Source organism: Pseudomonas sp. Bout1 (genome assembly GCF_034314165.1).
GTDB lineage: Bacteria > Pseudomonadota > Gammaproteobacteria > Pseudomonadales > Pseudomonadaceae > Aquipseudomonas.
Window position 1 is genome coordinate 1,326,049 of the sequence record NZ_JAVIWK010000001.1, and the last position, 20,506, is coordinate 1,346,554.

18 protein-coding genes and 1 pseudogene are annotated in these 20,506 nt (G+C 58.9%); 11 read left to right on the plus strand and 8 right to left on the minus strand.

Translation table 11 applies throughout. The features are described 5' to 3' along the window. Positions 1-4: 4 nt before the first annotated feature. Together RGV33_RS34185 and RGV33_RS34190 are read right to left on the minus strand one after the other, a co-directional pair. On the minus strand, positions 5-769 hold the full coding sequence (locus RGV33_RS34185) for a methyl-accepting chemotaxis protein (RefSeq protein WP_416152109.1): 765 nt from the start codon (positions 767-769) through the stop codon (positions 5-7). Between the two features lie 93 nt (positions 770-862). Further along, positions 863-1,894 (minus strand): annotated as a pseudogene (locus RGV33_RS34190) (cache domain-containing protein); the annotation flags it as partial. A 197-nt stretch (positions 1,895-2,091) separates the two neighbouring features. On the opposite strand from RGV33_RS34190, the gene RGV33_RS05960 reads away from it, so the two are divergent. Continuing rightward, the gene (locus tag RGV33_RS05960; RefSeq protein WP_322143484.1) at positions 2,092-3,570 is read left to right on the plus strand and encodes a helicase HerA-like domain-containing protein; all 1,479 of its coding nucleotides are present in this window, start codon (positions 2,092-2,094) and stop codon (positions 3,568-3,570) included. A 27-nt stretch (positions 3,571-3,597) separates the two neighbouring features. Here the strand turns inward: RGV33_RS05960 and RGV33_RS05965 are convergent, their stop codons facing one another. Continuing rightward, complete coding sequence (locus RGV33_RS05965) at positions 3,598-4,053, minus strand: DUF721 domain-containing protein (protein WP_322143485.1); 456 nt, start codon at positions 4,051-4,053, stop codon at positions 3,598-3,600. Positions 4,054-4,358: 305 nt separating this feature from the next. Between RGV33_RS05965 and secA the strand changes: the two genes are divergently transcribed. The 3 genes from secA (at position 4,359) to RGV33_RS05980 (ending at position 9,520) form a co-directional block, all read left to right on the plus strand. Then, positions 4,359-7,094, plus strand: a complete 2,736-nt coding sequence (gene secA, locus RGV33_RS05970; RefSeq protein WP_322143486.1) for a preprotein translocase subunit SecA — start codon at positions 4,359-4,361, stop codon at positions 7,092-7,094. Between the two features lie 120 nt (positions 7,095-7,214). After that, entirely contained in the window at positions 7,215-8,432 is a 1,218-nt protein-coding gene (gene argJ, locus RGV33_RS05975) for a bifunctional glutamate N-acetyltransferase/amino-acid acetyltransferase ArgJ (protein WP_322143487.1), read from the plus strand. A gap of 137 nt (positions 8,433-8,569) precedes the next feature. After that, positions 8,570-9,520, plus strand: a complete 951-nt coding sequence (locus tag RGV33_RS05980; protein WP_322143488.1) for a Nudix family hydrolase — start codon at positions 8,570-8,572, stop codon at positions 9,518-9,520. 142 nt (positions 9,521-9,662) lie between these two features. Here RGV33_RS05980 and RGV33_RS05985 read toward each other — a convergent pair whose 3' ends face one another. The 3 genes from RGV33_RS05985 to RGV33_RS05995 are packed head-to-tail and all read right to left on the minus strand — an operon-like array spanning position 9,663 to position 13,244. Then, positions 9,663-10,241, minus strand: a complete 579-nt coding sequence (locus tag RGV33_RS05985) for a cob(I)yrinic acid a,c-diamide adenosyltransferase (RefSeq protein ID WP_322143489.1) — start codon at positions 10,239-10,241, stop codon at positions 9,663-9,665. A 2-nt stretch (positions 10,242-10,243) separates the two neighbouring features. Further along, positions 10,244-12,280 carry a sensor histidine kinase gene (locus RGV33_RS05990; protein WP_322143490.1) on the minus strand — a complete coding sequence of 679 codons (2,037 nt, stop codon included), beginning with the start codon at positions 12,278-12,280 and terminating at the stop codon, positions 10,244-10,246. A gap of 46 nt (positions 12,281-12,326) precedes the next feature. Next, positions 12,327-13,244, minus strand: a complete 918-nt coding sequence (locus RGV33_RS05995) for a putative 2-dehydropantoate 2-reductase (protein WP_322143491.1) — start codon at positions 13,242-13,244, stop codon at positions 12,327-12,329. 126 nt (positions 13,245-13,370) lie between these two features. Between RGV33_RS05995 and RGV33_RS06000 the strand changes: the two genes are divergently transcribed. Together RGV33_RS06000 and RGV33_RS06005 are read left to right on the plus strand one after the other, a co-directional pair. Further along, the gene (locus tag RGV33_RS06000) at positions 13,371-13,856 is read left to right on the plus strand and encodes a YajQ family cyclic di-GMP-binding protein (RefSeq protein ID WP_322143492.1); all 486 of its coding nucleotides are present in this window, start codon (positions 13,371-13,373) and stop codon (positions 13,854-13,856) included. 135 nt (positions 13,857-13,991) lie between these two features. Then, a complete protein-coding gene (locus RGV33_RS06005) occupies positions 13,992-14,834 on the plus strand; it encodes a mechanosensitive ion channel family protein (protein ID WP_322143493.1) in 843 nt (280 codons plus the stop codon). A 189-nt stretch (positions 14,835-15,023) separates the two neighbouring features. On the opposite strand, the gene RGV33_RS06010 is transcribed toward RGV33_RS06005, so the two are convergent. Beyond that, positions 15,024-16,295 (minus strand): OprD family porin, encoded by a 1,272-nt coding sequence (locus RGV33_RS06010; RefSeq protein ID WP_322143494.1) that lies wholly within the window; start codon positions 16,293-16,295, stop codon positions 15,024-15,026. Between the two features lie 883 nt (positions 16,296-17,178). Between RGV33_RS06010 and RGV33_RS06015 the strand changes: the two genes are divergently transcribed. Together RGV33_RS06015 and RGV33_RS06020 are read left to right on the plus strand one after the other, a co-directional pair. Then, a complete protein-coding gene (locus RGV33_RS06015; RefSeq protein WP_322143495.1) occupies positions 17,179-17,604 on the plus strand; it encodes an HIT domain-containing protein in 426 nt (141 codons plus the stop codon). Between the two features lie 3 nt (positions 17,605-17,607). Continuing rightward, positions 17,608-17,814, plus strand: a complete 207-nt coding sequence (locus RGV33_RS06020; RefSeq protein WP_017847119.1) for a SlyX family protein — start codon at positions 17,608-17,610, stop codon at positions 17,812-17,814. An 83-nt stretch (positions 17,815-17,897) separates the two neighbouring features. Here RGV33_RS06020 and RGV33_RS06025 read toward each other — a convergent pair whose 3' ends face one another. Next, a complete protein-coding gene (locus RGV33_RS06025) occupies positions 17,898-18,500 on the minus strand; it encodes a cold-shock protein (RefSeq protein WP_003209798.1) in 603 nt (200 codons plus the stop codon). A gap of 429 nt (positions 18,501-18,929) precedes the next feature. Between RGV33_RS06025 and RGV33_RS06030 the strand changes: the two genes are divergently transcribed. The 3 genes from RGV33_RS06030 (at position 18,930) to RGV33_RS06040 (ending at position 20,422) form a co-directional block, all read left to right on the plus strand. Continuing rightward, positions 18,930-19,403, plus strand: a complete 474-nt coding sequence (locus RGV33_RS06030; RefSeq protein WP_003209800.1) for a Dps family protein — start codon at positions 18,930-18,932, stop codon at positions 19,401-19,403. A 224-nt stretch (positions 19,404-19,627) separates the two neighbouring features. Further along, positions 19,628-19,981, plus strand: a complete 354-nt coding sequence (locus RGV33_RS06035) for a ribbon-helix-helix domain-containing protein (protein ID WP_322143496.1) — start codon at positions 19,628-19,630, stop codon at positions 19,979-19,981. Positions 19,982-20,200: 219 nt separating this feature from the next. After that, entirely contained in the window at positions 20,201-20,422 is a 222-nt protein-coding gene (locus RGV33_RS06040; RefSeq protein ID WP_010208103.1) for an FmdB family zinc ribbon protein, read from the plus strand. The last annotated feature ends 84 nt before the right edge of the window (positions 20,423-20,506 follow it).

Consider the following 20,506-nt stretch of genomic DNA (forward strand, 5'->3'; position numbering starts at 1 on the left):
GCTGTCAGATCCGGAAACTGCCGACCAATTGTTTCAACCGGGCCGCTTGCTGCTCCAGGTCCGAACAGGCCCGCAAGGTGGATTGCAGGTTTTCCACGCCTTCCTGGTTGAGAGTGTTGATTTCAGTGATGTCCATGTTGATCGACTCCACCACCGAGGTCTGTTCCTCGGTAGCGGTGGCGACCGACTGGTTCATCCCGTCAATCTCGCCGATGCGCTGGGTCACGCTGTTCAGGCGTTCACCCGCCAGGTTGGCGATTTCCACGCTGTCTTGGCTGTGGCGTTGGCTTTCGCTCATGGTGCTGACCGAATCCCGGGCGCCGACTTGCAGCTCCTCGATCATCTTCTGCACTTGCTGCGCCGACTCTTGGGTGCGGTGCGCCAGGTTGCGCACTTCATCGGCCACTACCGCGAACCCGCGCCCGGCTTCCCCGGCCCGCGCTGCTTCAATCGCCGCGTTGAGGGCCAGCAGGTTGGTTTGCTGGGAAATGCTGGTGATCACTTCCAGAATCTGCCCGATGTTCACCGTCTTGCTATTGAGCGCTTCGATATTGGTGCTGGAAGCGCTGATCATCTGCGACAACTGGTTCATTGCCTGGATATTGCGCTCGACCACCTGCTGACCGTCTTCGGCCAGGTGCCGGGCATCGCTGGCCTGGCTGGAGGCTTGCGCGGCGTTGCGGGCGATTTCCTGGGCGGCGGCTCCCAGTTCGTTGATGGCGGCCGCGACGCTATTGGTGCGGTTGGCCTGCTCGTCGGAGTTGACCATCGAGGAGTTGGAGGCGCTGACCACCCGCAGGGCCACTTCGTTGACCTGCTCGGTGGCCGAGGACACTTCGCGAATCGAGGTATGAATCCGCTCTACGAAGCGATTGAACGCGCTTCCCAGCACACCGAATTCGTCATGGTTCTGGATGGTCAGGCGGCGGGTCAGGTCGCCCTCGCCGTCGGCGATGTCTTGCATGGCGCGGGTCATGACGTGCAGCGGCTGCAGGAGGATGCGGATCAGCATGCCCAGCAGGGCGATGATGATGACCACCGCGATGCTCGTAGCGATGATTGCCGAGGTGCGGAATTCGCTGAGCATGGCGAAGGATTTGTCTTTATCCACCGACAGGCCGAGGTACCAGTTAACCGAGGGCAGGCCCTTGATAGGGGTAAAGGTAACGATTCGGGTTTTGCCGTTTACCTCGACTTCGCTGACATCGCTGCTGATTCTTGGGGTGCTGTTCGGATAGACATCGGCCAGGGTTTTCATCACCAGGTTTTTGTCCGGGTGCACCAGCACTTTGCCGTCGGCGCTGACCAGGAAGGCGTAGCCCATGCCGCCGAAGTTCAGGGCGCCGATGTTGTCTACCAGGGTTTGCAGGCTCAGGTCTCCGCCCACCACGCCGACGCTCTGGCCCGCTTTGCTGCTGGGGGTGGCGATGGAGATGATCAACTGGCCGGTGGCCGCATCAATGTAGGGTTCGGTCAGGGTTGAGCCGTTGCTGCCTTGTGCGCCTTTGTACCAGGGGCGCACACGTGGGTCGAAGCCATCGGGCATCTTGGTGTCGGGGCGGATGACGAAGCCGCCTTTGCTGTCGCCCAGGTACGTGGCCATAAATGAAGACGTCAGGGCCTTCTGTTCCAGCAGGTTGGCGACGCTGGTTGAGTCCGGGTTGATGGCGATGTTTTGCGCGGCGCTTTCGATCAGCACAATACGCCCGGCGAGCCAGGTCTGGATGTTGCTGGCGGTGACATCGCCCATTTCATGCAGGTAGTTGTTCAGGTCGTCGCGAATCGCATTACGCTGCAGGTAATCGTTGTAGAGGGTAAACAACGCAAAGGCGGCAATGACGATAAGCGCGGCGGCAAGCAGGATTTTATGGCTGAAACGCAGATTTTTATTCATGGCTTGTGGGGTCCGCTATGGTCTTAATATCCGATGCGCGTCCTTTTGAGGCGCGCAAAATGGCTGCGTCAAAAAAAGTGTGATATTTCCATCTGCTCCTGCAGGAATTATCCGGCCCGTTTTTTCTAAGACTTTTTGGGTCTCTCGCTTTGACTGTATCGACCGTGCGCCACTAAAGATTAACCATGGGTGACAAAATGCCTGACTCTTCGCAACTCATTATTGGTGCCGATCTTCAAGGCCAGCCGATTGCCCAGTCGATGCGCCTGGCCAACCGCCATGGCCTGATCGCGGGCGCCACCGGTACTGGCAAAACCGTCACCTTGCAGCGCCTGGCGGAGGCGTTCAGCGATGCCGGCGTTGCGGTATTCGCCGCCGACATCAAAGGCGACCTGTGTGGCCTGGGCGCGGCGGCCAACCCTCAGGGCAAGGTTGCCGAGCGGATTGCCGGCATGCCTTTCCTTAATTACACGCCCAAGGCTTACCCGGTGACGCTGTGGGATATCCACGGGCAGTCTGGTCATCCGTTGCGTACCACCATGAGTGAAATGGGCCCGCTGTTGCTCGGCAGCCTGTTGGAACTCACCGACAGCCAGCAATCGGCCCTCTACGCCGCTTTTAAAGTGGCCGACCGCGAAGGCCTGTTGCTGCTGGACCTCAAGGACCTGAAGGCACTGCTCAATCATTTGCGCTACCACCCGGAGTTGTTGGGGGAGGACGCGGCGTTGATGACTACCGGTTCCAGCCAGGCCTTGTTGCGGCGCCTGGCGGTACTGGAGCAGCAGGGTGCCGAAGCATTGTTCGGCGAGCCGGCCCTGCAACTGGAAGATATCCTGCAGCCGGCCAGTGACGGGCGCGGGCGCATACATCTATTGGACGCCAGCCGCCTGGTGCATGAGGCGCCGAAGGTGTACGCGACCTTCCTGCTGTGGCTGTTGGCCGAGCTGTTCGAGCAATTGCCCGAGCGCGGTGATGCCGACAAACCGCTGTTGGCGCTGTTTTTCGATGAGGCGCATTTGTTGTTCGCCGACACCCCCAGGGCTTTGCAGGATCGCCTCGAACAAGTGGTGCGGTTGATTCGTTCGAAAGGGGTCGGCGTGTATTTCGTCACCCAGTCTCCAGGAGACTTGCCGGACACGGTGCTGGCGCAACTGGGCTTGCGTATCCAGCATGGCCTGCGGGCGTTCACCACTAAAGAGCAGAAGTCGCTGCGTGCAGTGGCCGATGGCTTCCGTCCCAACCCGGCGTTTGATGCGCTGGCGGTGCTGACTGAGTTGGGTACGGGTGAGGCGTTGGTGGGAACCTTGCAGGAAAAGGGGACGCCTGAAGTAGTCCAGCGCGTACTGGTGGCACCGCCGCAATCGCGGATCGGGCCGTTGAGTGAAGCCGAACGGGCGGGGTTGATTGCCAGTTCGCCGCTGCTTGGGCGCTATGACAAACCGGTTGATCGGGAGTCGGCGTACGAAATATTGATGGCGCGCAAGGAACTGGGACCGCAAGCGCCAGCGACGCCCACCGCCGAAGAGCCGAGCTTCACCGACAAGGCCGGCGCGTTCCTTGGCACTACGGCAGGCAAAGCGCTGAAATCTGCGATGCAGCAGGCGGCCAATCAGATGGGCCGGCAATTGGTGCGCGGATTACTGGGGTCGTTGCTGGGCGGCAGCAAGCGTAAATAACGATGGGATCAAATCTGGGAGCGGGTCTCAGGTTTTAGGCTTGGCGTGAGCGGCCAGCCGCTCCAGCGCAGCGCGCAAGTTCGGGTCGGTAATCCCGTCCGCGGTGGCCTGGATGGTTTCGGCCGCCACTTCTGACAAATCCATGGTATGGCCCACTGCACCTTGCTGCACGGTGGGTGGCTGCACCTTGAACTGGATGCGCGTCAGGCTGGCGAACTCATCGAAGGCCATCAATTGGCGCTGCAAGCGTTTTTGCTGATAACGCAGGCGTGTCGCCCAATGGCCGTCGGTGACGATCAGCAGCAGGTTGCCTTCACGCCACGAAGCCACATGACAGTGTTCGCGGGCGGCAGGTTGCAGTTGGCTTTCTACCAGGCGCTGCAAATGACCAAGGCGTTGCGCATGGCCGAAGATGGCTTTTAAAGGCTTGGCTTCGCGAAGCAACACGGCGGGAGCACGGGCCGTAAGAGGGCGAAATGCCATGACTAGACACCTTAAGTAACAGAGGGGCCATGGTAGCAGAAAGCGCCTGGGTCGCCGCCGCCATTGCATTGCCGGCAGTTTATCCATTAAATCAATGGGTAACTTCTTGCCCGGATGGGTTGAAGTTCAGCAAAAAGCCCTTATTTTAAACAAGCCCTCTTAGAGCGCCGTGCCTGCATCGTGGAATAACGCCACTTTCCTCACCCACGTTTCCGGGTAGAATGCTCGTTCGCATGCGGCCGTGAGGGCTGCTCGGGCGACTCACGGGGCGCCCTCCATCCCTATGTGTGGAAGAACCTGCCGATATGTTTGCGCCTTTGTTAAAGAAACTTTTTGGAAGCAAGAATGAGCGCGAAGTCAAACGCATGCTCAAGACGGTGCAGCTGGTCAATGCCTTCGAAGAGCAGATGGTTGCCCTTTCGGACGAGCAATTGCGCGCCAAGACCGAAGAGTTCAAGGCCCGCATAGCCAAAGGTGAAACCCTCGACAAGCTGCTTCCCGAAGCCTTTGCGGTCGCCCGCGAAGCCGGTAAGCGTGTCATGGGCATGCGCCACTTCGACGTTCAGTTGATCGGCGGCATGACCTTGCATGAAGGCATGATTGCCGAAATGCGTACCGGTGAAGGCAAGACCCTGGTGGCAACCCTGGGTGTTTACCTCAACGCACTGTCCGGCAAGGGCGTGCACGTTGTGACGGTGAACGACTACCTGGCTCGCCGGGATGCCAACTGGATGCGTCCGCTGTATGAATTCCTCGGCCTGACCGTCGGCGTTGTCACGCCGTTCCAGCCGCCGGAAGAGAAGCGCCTCGCCTACGCTGCCGACATCACTTACGGCACCAACAACGAATTCGGTTTCGACTACCTGCGCGACAACATGGCGTTCAGCATGGAAGAAAAATTCCAGCGCGAACTCAATTTTGCCGTGATCGACGAAGTCGACTCCATCCTGATCGACGAAGCCCGTACCCCGTTGATCATTTCCGGCCAGGCCGAGGACAGCTCGCGCCTGTACACCGAGATCAACAAGCTGATCCCGCGCCTTGAGCAACACATCGAGGAAGTGGAAGGCGTGGTGACCAAAGAAGGTCATTACACCATCGACGAGAAGACCCGCCAGGTCGAGCTCAACGAAGCCGGTCACCAGTTCGTCGAAGACATGCTGACCCAGATCGGGCTGCTGGCTGAAGGCGAGAGCCTGTACTCGGCGCACAACCTGGGCTTGTTGACCCATGTGTACGCCGGCCTGCGCGCGCACAAGCTGTTCCATCGCAACGTCGAATACATCGTGCAGGACGGCCAGGTCGTACTGGTCGACGAACACACCGGGCGTACCATGCCGGGTCGCCGTTTGTCGGAAGGCCTGCATCAGGCGATCGAAGCCAAGGAAGTCCTGAACATCCAGGCAGAAAGCCAGACCCTGGCCTCGACCACCTTCCAGAACTACTTCCGCCTGTACAACAAACTGTCCGGCATGACCGGTACAGCCGACACCGAAGCATTCGAATTCCACCAGATCTACGGTCTGTCGGTGATGGTTATCCCGCCGAACAAGCCGCTGGCGCGTAAAGACTTCAACGACCTGGTGTTCCTGACCGCCGACGAGAAATACGCGGCCATCGTCGCCGACATCAAGGAATGCATGACCCAGGGCCGTCCGGTGCTGGTGGGTACGGCCACCATCGAAACTTCCGAGCACATGTCCAGCTTGCTGAACAAGGAAGGCATCGAGCACAAGGTCCTCAACGCCAAGTTCCACGAAAAAGAAGCCGAGATCATTGCCCAGGCCGGTCGCCCAGGCGCACTGACCATCGCCACCAACATGGCCGGTCGTGGTACCGACATCCTGTTGGGCGGTAACTGGGAAGTGGAAGTCGCCTCCCTCGACAACCCGACGCCTGAGCAGATCGCGCAGATCAAGGCCGACTGGCAGAAGCGTCACCAGCAAGTGCTGGAGTCCGGCGGCTTGCAGGTGATCGCGTCCGAGCGCCACGAATCGCGCCGTATCGACAACCAGCTGCGCGGCCGCGCCGGTCGTCAGGGTGACGCCGGTTCCAGCCGTTTCTACCTGTCTCTCGAAGACAGCCTGATGCGTATCTTCGCCTCGGATCGGGTGAAGAACTTCATGAAGGCCCTGGGCATGCAGTCCGGTGAAGCCATTGAGCACCGCATGGTGACCAACGCCATCGAGAAGGCCCAGCGCAAGGTAGAAGGCCGCAACTTCGACATTCGTAAGCAACTGCTCGAGTTCGATGACGTCAACAACGAACAGCGTAAAGTGATTTATCACATGCGTAACACGTTGCTGGCGGCCACCAACATTGGCGAAACCATTGCCGACTTCCGCCAGGATGTACTGAACGCAACCGTCAGCGCGCATATCCCGCCACAGTCCCTGCCTGAGCAGTGGGATGTTGCCGGCCTGGAAGCGGCGTTGAAGAGCGACTTCGGTGTCGACTTGCCGGTCCAGCAATGGCTCGACGAAGACGACCATCTGTACGAAGAAACCCTGCGCGAGAAGCTCATGACCGAGCTGCTGGCCGCGTACAACGAGAAAGAAGAGCAGGCGAGTGCCGAAGCACTGCGCACCTTCGAGAAGCAAATCGTACTGCGCGTGCTGGACGATCTGTGGAAAGACCACCTGTCGACCATGGACCACCTGCGTCACGGCATCCACTTGCGTGGCTACGCCCAGAAGAACCCGAAGCAGGAGTACAAGCGCGAGTCGTTCACGCTGTTCTCCGAGTTGCTGGATTCGATCAAGCGCGATTCGATTCGCGTGCTGTCCCACGTTCAGGTGCGTCGCGAAGACCCGGTCGAGGAAGAGGCTCGCCTGCGTCAGGAAGCCGAGGCACTGGCTGCGCGCATGCAGTTCCAGCATGACGAGGCACCAGGCCTTGAAGCGCCGGAAGTGCTGGGTGAGGAAGTCGATGTAGCCTTGGCCCAGACGCCAGTGCGCAACGACCAGAAGCTGGGTCGCAATGAACTGTGCTGGTGCGGTTCGGGCAAGAAGTTCAAACACTGCCACGGTGAAATCAACTAAGATTTTCCCCTGACGTGCAACACCCCGCGCCGCGACCGGCATCAGCCGTCGCGGCGTTTTGCCATTAGTTCACCGTCGATGGCGACGGAGCACACATCACCTATTTTAAGGAGCGCATTCATGGCTGTTGGTCTTGGTCCTTTGCCCACGTTGCACCCGGTTGCCGGTTTTGAACTTGGTATTGCTTCGGCCGGCATCAAACGCCCGGGGCGCAAGGATGTGGTGGTGATGCGCTGTGCCGAAGGCTCGACCGTCGCCGGCGTGTTCACCCTGAACGCGTTTTGCGCAGCGCCCGTGATCCTGGCCAAGCAGCGCGTTGAAGGCCCGGTGCGCTACCTGTTGACCAACACCGGCAATGCCAACGCCGGCACCGGCGAGCCTGGCTTGGAGGCGGCTGCGCGCACCTGCGCCAAGCTGGCGCAACTGACCGGCGTTGATGCCAGCCAAGTGCTGCCATACTCCACCGGCGTGATCGGTGAGCCGCTGCCGGTAGAGAAGATCGAAGGCGCGTTGCAAGCCGCACTGGACGACTTGTCGGTGGATAACTGGGCGGCTGCGGCCACCGGTATCATGACCACCGACACCCTGCCCAAAGGCGCGAGCCGCCAGTTTGTGCACGAGGGCGTCACCGTCACCGTCACCGGCATCAGCAAGGGCGCCGGTATGATTCGCCCGAACATGGCGACCATGCTTGGCTATATCGCCACCGACGCCAAAGTGTCCCGCGATGTGCTGCAAAACCTGATGCTCGATGGCGCCAACAAGTCGTTCAACCGCATCACCATCGACGGCGACACTTCGACCAACGATTGCTGCATGTTGATTGCTACCGGCCAGGCCGACCTGCCGGAAATCACCTCGTCCAACGGCCCGCTGTTCGCTGCCTTGAAGCAGGCAGTGTTCGAGGTGTGCATGGACGTGGCCCAGGCCATCGTGCGTGACGGCGAAGGCGCCACCAAGTTTGTGACCGTTGAAGTCAACGGCGGCGGCAATCACCAGGAATGCCTGGATGTGGGCTACACCGTGGCCCACTCGCCGCTGATCAAGACTGCGTTGTTTGCCTCCGACCCGAACTGGGGCCGTATCCTGGCCGCTGTTGGTCGTGCTGGTGTACCCAACCTGGACGTGAGCAAGATCGACGTGTTCCTGGGCGACGTGTGTATTGCCAGCCGTGGTGCCCGTGCCGAGACGTACACCGAAGCCCAGGGTTCTGCGGTGATGCAGCAGGAAGAAATCACCATCCGTATCGAGTTGGGTCGCGGTGAATGCAGCGAAACCATCTGGACCACCGACCTGTCCCACGAGTACGTGAAGATCAACGCGGAATACCGCACCTGATACGCAGCCAGGTCGGGTATCACTGTAGGAGCGAGCTTGCTCGCGAAAAACCAGAGGGCACCCCGTTGAGTCGGGGAGCCCGCGTTATCGGTAACGACCTTCGCGAGCAGGTGGGTTTACGTTTAGAGGACAGTGTGGTGAAACGAATTCATGTAGCAGCAGCGGTCATCCGCGGCGTCGACGGCAGGATTCTGCTGGCGCGCCGCGCCGATACCCAGCATCAGGGCGGCCTCTGGGAGTTCCCCGGTGGCAAGGTGGAGGCCGATGAGTCGGTCTCTGCCGCGCTGTCCCGTGAGTTGCAGGAAGAGTTGGGCATCCAGGTCAGGGCGGCTCGCCCGTTGATCAAGGTGCAGCATGATTACCCGGACAAACAGGTATTGCTGGATGTCTGGGAAGTCTCGGCGTTTACCGGCGAACCCCACGGGGCCGAAGGCCAACCTCTTGAGTGGGTGGCGCCGCGAGACCTTTTGAACTATGAGTTTCCGGCGGCCAATGCGCCGATCGTTGCCGCGGCGCGTTTGCCGGCGCAATACCTGATCACCCCCGGCGAGCTGGAAACCCCGATCCTGTTGCGCGGCATTCAAAAAGCCATCGCTGGCGGCATCAAGCTGGTTCAATTGCGCGCCCCCAACGGTTATGACCCCAAGTACCGCGACCTGGCGGTGGACGCCGTGGGCCTGTGCGCGGGCAAGGCTCAGTTGATGCTCAAGGGGCCGTTTGAATGGCTGGGGGATTTTCCTGCAGCCGGTTGGCACATGACTTCGGCGCAACTGCGCAAGTACGCCAGCAAGGGTCGACCTTTGCCCAAGGATCGCTGGTTGGCGGCGTCTTGCCACAATGCTGAGGAATTGGCCTTGGCGCAATTGATGGACGTGGATTTCGTCACGCTGTCGCCGGTGCAGCCGACCCAGACTCATCCAGATGCGCAGCCGTTGGGCTGGGAGCAGGCGCAGCAGTTGATCAGTGGGTTCAGCAAGCCGGTATACCTGCTCGGTGGGGTTGGTCCCCTTGAGCAGGAAAAAGCCTGGGAAGCCGGTGCTCAAGGTGTGGCGGGGATTCGGGCGTTCTGGCCTGAGGTTTTAGCATAGCCTTGGCGAGTGGCCAGGGGAGCTGTTGTGGCGAGGGAGCTTGCTCCCGCTGGAGTGCGCAGCGCTCCCGCTTTTTTGGGGCCGCTGCGCAGCCCAGCGGGAGCAAGCTCCCTCGCCACAGGTCTCAATCAGTCAGTGAGCATTAGTGCGGCTTGGCGGCTGCCTGCCACAATATCTCCGCAACGCCCTGGCGCCTGGCAATCACCCTGGCCGCCACAAACAGCAAGTCCGACAGCCGGTTGATATACGCCAACCCCACACCCTCCAACGGTTCCATCGCATTCAGGTGCTGGCACCGACGCTCTGCACTGCGGGCCAGGCTGCGGCACACATGAGCCTGGGCAATCAACGCTGAACCACCCGGCAAAATGAAGTTCTCCAGCGGCCCGACCTCTTCGTTCCAGCGATCAATCGCCGCTTCCAGGCGGTCGACTTCTGCTGCATTCAGCGCCTTATACACCGGCATCGCCAACTCACCGCCCAAATCAAACAGCCGATGCTGGCAAGGGGTAAGCACCTCGATCACATCTTTCAAGGCGGGGTGCTGGCCGCTTTGTTCTTCAAGCCCGGCCAACAACAAACCCAGTTGGCTGTTCAGCGCATCAACTTCACCAATCGCCTCCACCCGTGGATGGTCCTTGGGCACGCGACGACCATCGCCCAGGCCTGTTTCGCCCTTGTCGCCGGTACGGGTGTAAATTTTCGACAGGCGAAAGCCCATGGTTAGCGCTCCAGTTGAGTCAGTTCGTTGGGGGGCATTTGGCTGCTGGCCAAAGGCAGGCGCAAGGTAAAGCAGGTACCTTGGCCTGGAGTGGAGTGCACTTCCATCTGCCCCTTGTGGTTGTTAGTGATGATGAAATATGAAACCGACAACCCAAGCCCGGTGCCCTGGCCGATTTCCTTGGTGGTGAAAAACGGCTCGAAGGTGCGTTTGCGCACGTTCTCGCTCATGCCGATGCCGTTGTCTTCCACCTGGATTTCCGCCCAGGGTGGGTTGAGCCGGGTACGCAGGATAATGCGCCCCGGTTCGCTGTCATTTTCACGCTGGTGAATTGCCTGGGCGGCGTTTTTCAGCAGGTTGAGCAACACTTGCTCCAGCTCGTTGGCGGTACCGGGCACCGGGCCCAGCTGTGGGTCGAACTGGCGAATAATTGCCTGCCCCTTGAAGTCGAAGCCGACGGTGAGGTCGAAATCATTGCCGGCGATTTCCACGGCCTGATCGATCAGCGCGGGTAAGTCGCAGGGCGCCATCTGGCGGTTGCTCAGGCGGCTGAAACTGAGCATGTGGGTGACGATCTTCGCCGCACGGGCGCCGGCCTGCTGGATGCCGTCGAGCAGCTGCGGCACTTCGCGGCTTTGCAGGTAGCGGTTGACGGTGCCCAGTTCAATGCCCACCTGTTCGGCGTGCTCAAGGTTTTTCGGCAGTTCTGGCGACAGGCGACGACGGATGTTCTGCACGTTGTGCAGGATCGCCCCGAGGGGGTTGTTGATTTCGTGGGCCATGCCGGCAGCCAGGCCACCGACCGAGAGCATCTTCTCTGACTGCACCATCATTTCTTCCAGTGACAGGCGCTGGGTGATGTCATCGATCCGGATGACCACGCCGCGCCCGGCGCCGCCCATCAACGGGTAGAAGGTCAGGGCATAGTGCTTGGGCTCGTCATCCTTGATCCAGGTCACCCGCTCGATCCGCTCCACGGTGTGTTGCTCTACCGTGGCCTTGATTTGCGGCAGGAAGGGTTTGAGTGGCTGGAAGGCGAGGAAGATCGGCTGGTTCAACGCCTCATCCAGGCGGGTACCGGAAAGGGCGCTGGCTTCCTGGTTCCACTGGGTGACGTAGAGTTGTTCGTCGAGGGCGATCAATGCCGAGGGCATCGAGTCGATGATGCTGTTGAGGTAGTTCTGGAAACCGGTGAGCTTTTTCTCGATCTTGCTGCGCACCTGGACTTCCAACTCCAGCTTGCGGTTGGTGTGGCGGGTTTCCTCTGCCAGGCCCTGGGCTTGATCGTAGGCGGCCTGAGAGTCGTCCCGGGCGCGCTTGAGTTGCTGCTCGCGGGCTTCGATGCGTGAAAGCATGGTGTTGAAAGCTTCGGCCAGGCTGCCGATTTCGTCGTGGTTGCCGCGACCGGCGCGCAGGGCGTAGTTCTCTTCCCGTGTGACCTGACGCGACAATTCTTCCAGTTCATGGATCGGCCGGGTAATCAGGCGTTTGATCTGCCGGGCAATCACCAGCCACAGCAGCACGCTGAAGATCAGGATGCCCAGGCTGGCGGTTAACGTCCCGGTGTAGAACGCCACCGGCAGTTCGCTGCTGGCCACCAGCAACAAATGCCCGGACGGTTGGCCTGCACGGGGAATGGTGATCACTTGGTTGCTGCGAAACTCGGTGGCGCGCCAGGTTTCGATCTCGCGGTAAGTGTCCGGCAGGTGCAGGCGATTGGCATGTTGCAGCTGGGCCAGGCGCGTGCCTTCGCCGTCATACAAGGCCGCCGCCCGCAACGGCGAGTAACTGGTCAGCTCATCCAGCAGGGTTTGTGCCTTGAGCGGTGAGTCCAGGGCCTCGGCGGCCAGTGACGGGTTGGAGACCAGCCGGCCGATGGCCTGCAAGGCCTGGGGTGCCATGCTTTCCTGGGAGATCCAGTAGGCGGCGCTGATAAAGGTCAGGTTGGCCACCAGCAAGACGGTGGTCAGCAAAACCAGCAGGGCCGCCAGCAGTTTCTGCCCAACCGGTAGATTTTCGAGACGCTGGCGCAGTGGCATCGAAGTTTTCGCAGCAAAGGAACAAGCAGGCAGGGTAGCGCGTGGTTCAGTCGCTGGGCAATCCGCGTGCAGACAGTCGTTGTACCAGGCGCGCCTGGAGTTGTTGCAGGTGTGGCAAGGTCAACTGGTGGCGGGCGGCCGCCTGGCAGGCGTAGCCCAGCAAGTAGCTGATTTCGGTGCGCCGGGCACTGGCAACGTCCTGGTACATCGAGGAGTAATTGGCCGCGGTGGCCTGAATCACGCGTTCCACTTCGCTTTGCAGGTCTTGCGCGGCCGCGGGCTGGCCGCAGCATTGCAGCAGGTCGGCGAGTTCGGCGCACAGGGTGGCGACTTCGCATTGATGGGCTTGCAGGTCACCATTGCGGCATTCGTACAGCACGGTCAGCGGGTTGATGGCGCAATTCAAAGCCAGTTTGCGCCACAGGCGGGTGAGGATGTCGGTGCTCCACTCATGGGGAATGCCGGCGGCCTGCAAGTCATCCAGCCATAGCGGCGGGGTAGGGTGGCTCGCATCTCCCAGCCAGGTGTAGCCGTGGCCGGCAAACACCACGCGCCAGTCGCTTTCGCGAAACGCGCCTTCGGTGCTGGAGGCGAAAATGCAGCGTGCCTGGGGCAGTTGTGCGGCGACTGCGTCCTGGCTGCCCAGGCCGTTTTGCAGCAGGATCAGTTCGGCGTCCGGCACCAGGCGGTGCTCGAGCTGTGCGACGGCGTGTTGTGCATCGTAGGCTTTGCACGCAACCAGCAGGCGATGGATCGGCTCTGTGCTATCGGATGTTTCGCCGACGACGGGGTAGGTATGGGCCGTGCCTTGCTCGACCAGGGTCAGCCCCTTGGCCGCCTGGTAACTCGCCAGCCGTGCGTGGTCCCGCAGGATCAGGCGCACGGGTAACCCCGCGCGGGCCAGGCGCGCGGCCCACAATGTTCCGAGGCTGCCGGCGCCGAGGACATGCCAGGTGGTCGACATCAGTTTTTACTCCGTAAGCCTGCCTGCAGTGAACGAGGCGAAAGAACCGCTATAATGCCCGGGCATTTTAGCCCGGGCGTGCTCCATCTCTACTGAGCCGCGCCCCTTTTTTATTGGAGAAACTACATGCCGTCGTTCGACGTGGTATCCGAACTGGACAAGCACGAACTCACCAACGCCGTCGAGAACGCCGTCAAGGAGCTGGATCGTCGTTATGACTTGAAGGGCAAGGGCAGCTTCGAGTTCAAGGAAAAGGACCTCACCGTCAACCTGACCGCAGAAGCCGACTTCCAGCTTGAAGCGATGATTGAGATCCTCAAGCTGTCGCTGGTCAAGCGCAAGATCGATGCGCAGTGCCTTGAAATCAAGGACGCCTATGCATCCGGCAAGCTGATGAAACAGGAAGTGGTGTTCAAAGAGGGCATCGACAAAGAGCTGGCGAAGAAAATCGTCGCTCACGTCAAGGATGCCAAGCTCAAGGTCCAGGCCGCGATCCAGGGCGAGCAGGTGCGTATCATCGGCAAGAAGCGTGATGACTTGCAAGAGGCCATTGCTGCCCTGCGCGCCAAGACTTTCGACATGCCGCTGCAGTTCAACAACTTCCGCGACTGACAGTCCTTTGGGGAACCTGTGGGCGTTTTTGACGTCCCACGCCCCAGAGTCTGCGCCGACCATTGAGCCCTACGGGGCTCAATTGCATTTATGGCCACTCAATATGCCGAGCATCCGGTAAACAGGAGAATGTAGATGGATTTGAACGCTGAAGTGGATCACCTGATCAAGACCTCGGAGTCGTGGTTACCGATGATCATGGAATATGGCAGCCGATTTTTGCTGGCGCTGGTTACCTTGGCCATCGGTTGGTGGCTGATCAATGTCTTGACCCACCGCGTGGGGCGTTTGCTGGCGTTGCGTAATGCTGACCTGGCGCTGCAACACTTCATTACCAGCCTTGCAAACATTGCGCTCAAAGTCATGCTGGTGGTCAACGTGGCCTCGATGATCGGCGTGGCAACCACTTCGTTCGTTGCTGCAATCGGTGCCGCCACCCTGGCCATCGGCCTGGCATTGCAAGGCAGCCTGGCGAACTTCGCCGGTGGTGTGCTGATTCTGTTGTTCCGTCCGTTCCGCATTGGTGACTGGATCGAAGCCCAGGGCACCTCCGGTACCGTCGATAGCATCCAGATCTTTCACACCGTGTTGCGCACCGGCGACAACAAGACGGTGATCATCCCAAACGGCAGCCTGTCCAACGGCCTCATCACCAACACCAACCGTCAGCCGACCCGCAAAGTGGTGTTTGACGTAGGTGTCGACTACGAAGCCGACCTGCAGAAGGCGCGTGAAGTGTTGCTGGAGCTGGCCAACGACCCACGCGTACTGGCTGACCCGGCACCGGCAGCCGTGGTTTCGACCTTGGGCGACAGCTCTATTACGGTGTCCCTGCGGATCTGGACCAAGACTTCGGATTATTGGGATGTGATGTTCATGTTCAATGAACTGGCACGTGACCGTTTGAAAGCGGCGGGGATTGATATTCCATTTCCGCAGCGGGTTATACGCGTCGTGCAGGAAAGTGCTACTAAGTAACAGTGCAACGGGTGAATTAAACCTGGCCAATGTGTCAGGTTTGATACACTGGACAAACTAGATAGCTAGCTTGCTAGTTATCTGTTCAAGGCGATTAAGTTGCAATAAAAAAGCCGCTCACTTGCGAACAAGTGAGCGGCTTTTTAGTTAGGGCCAAGCCCTAAGTCATCGTTGTAATCAAACTGTCAATTACAGGATGTTCAGCGGGTATTGCGCGATCAGACGCAGTTCGTCGATCGACGCCGAACCGTAGTACACACCATCGCTGGAGCGATAAGTGGCTTGACGTACACGCAGGCTCAGGTCTTTAGCCGGGCCGCTCTGGATCACGTACTTGGCTTCGATGTCACGTTCCCACTCTTTGCCGTTTGAGGTGTCGGCGGTGTTGGCGCCGGTGCCTTTAACGTAGCGAGTCATGAAGCTTAGGCCTGGTACGCCGAAAGTCGCCATGTTCAGGTCGTAGCGAGCCTGGAAGGACTTCTCGTCTTCAGCGTTGAAGTCGGAACGAGCGATGGAGTTGGCCAGGAAGATCGTGCCGCCGCCGTCTACGCCGTAGCCGTAGTCACCGTCACCGCTAACCTTCTGGTAGGCCAGGGTAAAGGTGTGAGCCTGGATGGTGTACGCGCCTTGCAAGCTATAGGCCCGGTTGTCCAGTTTGGTGGTGCCGTCTTTCTCAGCCCGTTGCAGGCCAGCGCCATCACTTTTGGTGCTGTAGATGTTGAAGTCGACCGCCAGGGACTGCTCATTGCTGAGCGCATGGGTCCAGTTCAGGTTGGCGTAGGTTTTCTTCCAGTAGTCTTCGGTCTTCGCGTAGTAGAGGCTGGCGCTGACTTCTGGAGTGAGGGCATAGACGCCACCGATGAAGTCGGTTTTTGTCAGGCCCAGGCTGTCGCGGTAGGTCTGGGCTTGTGCCACGCTCGAAGTGAAGTGACCGCCTTCAAGTTTCAGGCCTTTGATCTCGTTGCTGACAAGCGAGATACCCTGTGGCAATTCAGGCAGCAGACGGCTGTCATCGGAAGCGAATACAGGCGCGGTGGTGTACTGGTCGCCGATTTTCAGGACCGTATCGGAGATACGGAACTTAACTGCGCCGCCGCCCTTGGAGTAATCATCCTGAGCGCGACCGTCGGAGCCAGTTGGAAACAGGCCAGTGCCGGAACGACCCTTGCCGCTGTCCAGTTTGACGCCCAACAGACCGATGACGTCGACACCCACACCGATGGTGCCTTGAGTGAAGCCCGACTGGTACAGGCCGTTGAAGCCCAGACCGGTTTCGTCGACGCGGCTCTTGCCGGTGTCATTGTTACGGAAGTCGCGGCTAAAGTTCAGGAGGCGAGTGTTGATGCTGAAGGTACTGTCTTCAACAAAGCCCTTGGAATCGTCCTGGGAGGACGCGATTGCGAACTGCGAGGTGCCTGCTGAAACAGCGAGGGCGATCATGCTCCACTTCATCACGCGCATCGTGATTTGCTCCTTTGGTTTTAGGAAGAGTACTGCCGTCCCACCTATATTTTTGTCTGGGCGGCTCTTTCTTTTTTGTGTCGGCGCAAACTTATATCACGCTGACAATATTGGCGATACTTGCCCATCTATCCTTTCAGCTTCTTTACGAGCCTGTCGTAAATTGCTATGTCCATGTCGCAAATTTACAGTCCGAATGTAACCGGACTGACAACTTCAATACTGTTTTAAAACCTTGAAACCAGGGTGGAAAAGTCACCCTTGAAAGTTTTAACACTTCCCTGAAAAGCATTGACCCGCTGTGGTTTTCTGTCGCGAAACACCGGCTTCCTGCGGGTGCTGTTGTCGACCATATGAGTGTGAATGCAACAAGCGTGCACAAACGCGTGGCTGAATGTGATTTTTTCGTGAAAATTGTCAACGCTCTGTAAAAACCGCATAAGCACGGGCTTTTTACGCCGTTTGGTTTGGCTTCGGCGTGCCTGCTGTACTCCTGTGTGCAGGAGCGTAACCCCTGCACCCGAGCAAAACGTTACCGGTTCACCCCGTTCGGTGGGTAGTGGGCGGGTCCGTTTAACGCACAAATGGGTCATTTTGGTGCAGATGCTTCCTGCGCATATTTTTGCTCCGTACCACTGGTCTCTGCGTGCAAGCCCTCTGGTTCAAGGTCTTGAGGCATATCCTGTGCCCTGACTTTGACTGAGTGTGGGGGCGCTGGTCATTTAGCGTAGCTGAAATATTGGCCTGTCTCGAAATGGTGCGCTTTTTTTTGTGCCGTCCTGTTTAGGCGCGTATTTGGCCGGGAGCATTCGCCGTGAAGCGCCCGGCATTCGCAGGTATGCTGGGCGCCTGAAACCTGACCCGCCGAACGGGAGTGACTGCTGTGTTCGCCTTAGATCCACGTCTTCAACAAGACACCTTGCCCCTCGGGGATTTCCCCCTGTGCCGGCTGCTGCTTTGCAATGACTCGAATTACCCATGGTTCATCCTGGTGCCGCGCATTGACGGTATCAGCGAAGTGTTTCAACTGGATGTCGCTGACCAGCAGCGGGTGTGGCAGGAGAGCACCGCGCTGGCGCAACTGCTTAATGAAGGGTTTGGCGCCGATAAAATGAACATTGGCGCCCTGGGTAATGTGGTCAGCCAACTGCATGTGCATGTGATTGTGCGCAAGCGCGATGACGCGGCCTGGCCAGCGCCGGTCTGGGGCAAGCATCCGGCAAAGCCCTACAGTGACGAGCAAGTGGCAGCGATTCGTGCACGCCTGCGCGAGATCCTGCCGACTGACTTCACGTTCCTGGAGGCTTGAACCATGGACCTTCAAGACCGTGTAACCGACCTGGAGAGCCGCCTGGCCTTTCAGGACGACACCATTGAGACCCTCAATGACATCCTGGTCACCCAGCAGCGGGCAGTCGAGCGCCTGCAATTGCAGATGACAGCGCTGCTCAAGCGCCAGGAAGAAATGGGCGGCCAGTTCGAGTCGTCCGAGGAAGAAGCACCGCCGCCTCATTATTAACAGGATTGGGGTGAATCCCCGGGCGTAAAAAAACCGCGATACAGCCAGGCTGCATCGCGGTTTTTTGTTTCGGGGTGCTGGAATCAGCGACGCGGCAACGCGGCGATCACATCTTCAGCTTGCAGGCCCTTGTCACGGTTCATCACGGAAAACTCCACGCGCTGGCCTTCAACCAGAACGCGATGGCCTTCGCCGCGAATCGCCCGGAAGTGGACGAAGATATCGTCGCCCGAATCCCGGGAAATAAAGCCGAAGCCCTTGGAGGTGTTGAACCACTTGACGGTCCCGGTATCCCGGTTGGTCATGTCGTAGCTTTGCGACGCAGCGGCCGGGGAGGAACGGTAAAAACTGATGGCCAGATGAAGAACGATGGCAACCAGTGCGATTGCCAAACTGAGCAGGACGGCCGGGTGGCCACCCACTTCAGGCATAGGCGCCAGCAGGGTGAGGGTTTGTACGACAACAGCCAGGACCAGCAGGGCGCTGACCAGGTTTTGCAGTTGATGACGCGGGCCTTTGTTCCAGTAAGGAATGACTGGAGCCAGTGTCAGGTTAAGAAGACCAAAGAAGGTCAGGTAGAGAGCGTCAGGTTGTTGCAGGTAAGGCAGGGTTTCTGATCGCAGGCTGGGGATAAAGGACAGCAGCAAAGCTGCAGCGCCCGTTAGCAGGTGGACGATTTTCAACATTTTGATTAACTCACGTTAAGACGGATCACAAGGAAGAGCTGACTGGCACGGTTCGCTTCTGAACAATGGGAGGCGCTGGGCACGTGCACGGGTATCAGCCTATGCGGCTGCCGCAAAAAATAACGGTGGCGACACGCTGCCTATTTAACAGCAAAGCCTGTGCCTACTCAAATCAAGCATTTCGGGGTGTTGCGAGGCGAGCGGCATTTCTGCGTCAAACGCTTGTCCTAGACAGGTGCGGAGCTGTTCGTCGGGCGACGGGTAATTTTTCTTGCGCCGCTTAAGGCCTTGCCGACAGTGCGAAAGGGCTCCGCAAGGGGCGATTTGCCGCACCTCGGGTGCGGCTCTCAGGCTGCGCGAGGCCGGTACTCTTGCTAGAGTGGTCCTGCACCTGATCAATGAATTTTTTATCAATTGAAGGGGAAAAACATGGCAATCGATATTGGTATCAGTGAAGAAGACCGTAAATCAATCGTTGATGGACTTTCGCGACTGCTTTCCGATACCTATGTACTGTACCTGAAGACTCACAACTTCCATTGGAACGTAACGGGTCCCATGTTTCGCACGCTGCACTTGATGTTTGAAGAGCAGTACAACGAACTGGCGTTGGCGGTGGATTCAATTGCAGAGCGTATTCGTGCCCTCGGCTTCCCGGCGCCGGGTGCTTACTCGGTGTATGCGCGTCTTTCTTCGATCAAGGAAGAAGAGGGCGTACCGAGCGCTGAGGACATGATCAAACAATTGGTCGAAGGCCAGGAAGCGGTTACCCGAACGGCTCGCGGCATCTTCCCGTTGTTGGATAAAGTCAGCGATGAGCCCACTGCAGACTTGCTGACCCAGCGCATGCAAGTTCATGAAAAAACGGCGTGGATGTTGCGTTCCCTGCTCGAAAACAAATAAGGCGCTGTGGCGCGGAGGCGTCGAACTGACGCCCCTCGCCCTGCTTGTCGTGCCGGTGCCACGGCCTTTTCCTCATTCTGCGAGCTTCCCGACGCGCGCGTTGGCTTGTCCTACGGTGATCAACTCCCTGTCTTCTGGCTGCACGTGTCTTCTTGATGTTTTATAGGCTCAACGGCCAATGAGAATACTCAGGAGTGGCTGTTAGGCAATGGAGTGTCAAGTGTATGTCACGTGGAGCGGGTAATGGAGTGATGGAAACGGTCGGGTTTCACAAGATAAAGATGGACCCCTTTGCCAAAGGGTTTGATATGGACTTGGCCAGGCCACTGTCCCGATCAGTCAGGCTTAATGGTTTTTCGACGTGTTTGCGACTTGAACAAGTCTATTGGAATATTCTGACGGAAATCGCCAGGATCAATACCTGCTCGGTCAGTGCACTGTTGTCTTACGTAGACCGCGAAGTGCACTTGCGTTACGGCGGAGTGAAGAACTTCAGCGGCCTGGTGAGGGTGGTGTGCGTGGTCCATGTATTAAAAGGACGGGTTACCGCGCCGGCCAGCGAGTTCAGCCCGGGATGATTCGCCTGCCAGGTGCCGCGCCCGGGAAGTTTCCGGTTCGGGCCCCTGGCAGGCGTCCGATATGGCCACCTATATATAAAGCAGGGCGCCGCTACGGCTGCACAGCCTCGATTTACCAGATATAATCCCGGGCTTTGCTGCGCATGCCGGGACTTTCCCACGGGACAGAGTCAGGGCAGGGCGTGGCTTACGTCGTGATCTGATCGCCGAGACATCTCCATGCCCATGTACGACTATCAATGCGCTTCCTGTGGTCATCAGTTGGAAGCCATTCAAAAGATCAGCGCCGCGCCGCTGGTCGATTGCCCAGCCTGCCAGGCGCCGGAGCTTAAAAAGATGTTGTCCATGCCGGGCTTTCGCCTGAGTGGCAGCGGCTGGTACGAGACCGACTTCAAGACCGGCTCGAAAAAGAATCTGGCCGGCGGCGACAAAGCAGACTGAGTTGAACTCTACGCGCAGGCTCCTGCATTATCCGTCACCTGACTAAGCTGTACGGTGATGAGGCAGGCCTCCACCGAATTTCGA

Bases quoted from the DNA above. Each gene is read 5' to 3' on its own strand.
- RGV33_RS06030 (WP_003209800.1), top strand. From the start codon at position 18,930: ATGGCAATCGATATTGGTATCAGTGAAGAAGACCGTAAATCAATCGTT.
- argJ (WP_322143487.1), top strand. From the start codon at position 7,215: ATGGCTGTTGGTCTTGGTCCTTTGCCCACGTTGCACCCGGTTGCCGGT.
- RGV33_RS06000 (WP_322143492.1), top strand. From the start codon at position 13,371: ATGCCGTCGTTCGACGTGGTATCCGAACTGGACAAGCACGAACTCACC.
- RGV33_RS06025 (WP_003209798.1), bottom strand. From the start codon at position 18,500: ATGTTGAAAATCGTCCACCTGCTAACGGGCGCTGCAGCTTTGCTGCTG.
- RGV33_RS06040 (WP_010208103.1), top strand. From the start codon at position 20,201: ATGCCCATGTACGACTATCAATGCGCTTCCTGTGGTCATCAGTTGGAA.
- RGV33_RS05995 (WP_322143491.1), bottom strand. From the start codon at position 13,244: ATGTCGACCACCTGGCATGTCCTCGGCGCCGGCAGCCTCGGAACATTG.
- RGV33_RS06020 (WP_017847119.1), top strand. From the start codon at position 17,608: ATGGACCTTCAAGACCGTGTAACCGACCTGGAGAGCCGCCTGGCCTTT.
- RGV33_RS05960 (WP_322143484.1), top strand. From the start codon at position 2,092: ATGCCTGACTCTTCGCAACTCATTATTGGTGCCGATCTTCAAGGCCAG.
- RGV33_RS06005 (WP_322143493.1), top strand. From the start codon at position 13,992: ATGGATTTGAACGCTGAAGTGGATCACCTGATCAAGACCTCGGAGTCG.
- RGV33_RS06010 (WP_322143494.1), bottom strand. From the start codon at position 16,295: ATGCGCGTGATGAAGTGGAGCATGATCGCCCTCGCTGTTTCAGCAGGC.
- secA (WP_322143486.1), top strand. From the start codon at position 4,359: ATGTTTGCGCCTTTGTTAAAGAAACTTTTTGGAAGCAAGAATGAGCGC.
- RGV33_RS05990 (WP_322143490.1), bottom strand. From the start codon at position 12,280: ATGCCACTGCGCCAGCGTCTCGAAAATCTACCGGTTGGGCAGAAACTG.
- RGV33_RS06035 (WP_322143496.1), top strand. From the start codon at position 19,628: ATGTCACGTGGAGCGGGTAATGGAGTGATGGAAACGGTCGGGTTTCAC.
- RGV33_RS34185 (WP_416152109.1), bottom strand. From the start codon at position 769: ATGGTCAACTCCGACGAGCAGGCCAACCGCACCAATAGCGTCGCGGCC.
- RGV33_RS05965 (WP_322143485.1), bottom strand. From the start codon at position 4,053: ATGGCATTTCGCCCTCTTACGGCCCGTGCTCCCGCCGTGTTGCTTCGC.
- RGV33_RS05985 (WP_322143489.1), bottom strand. From the start codon at position 10,241: ATGGGCTTTCGCCTGTCGAAAATTTACACCCGTACCGGCGACAAGGGC.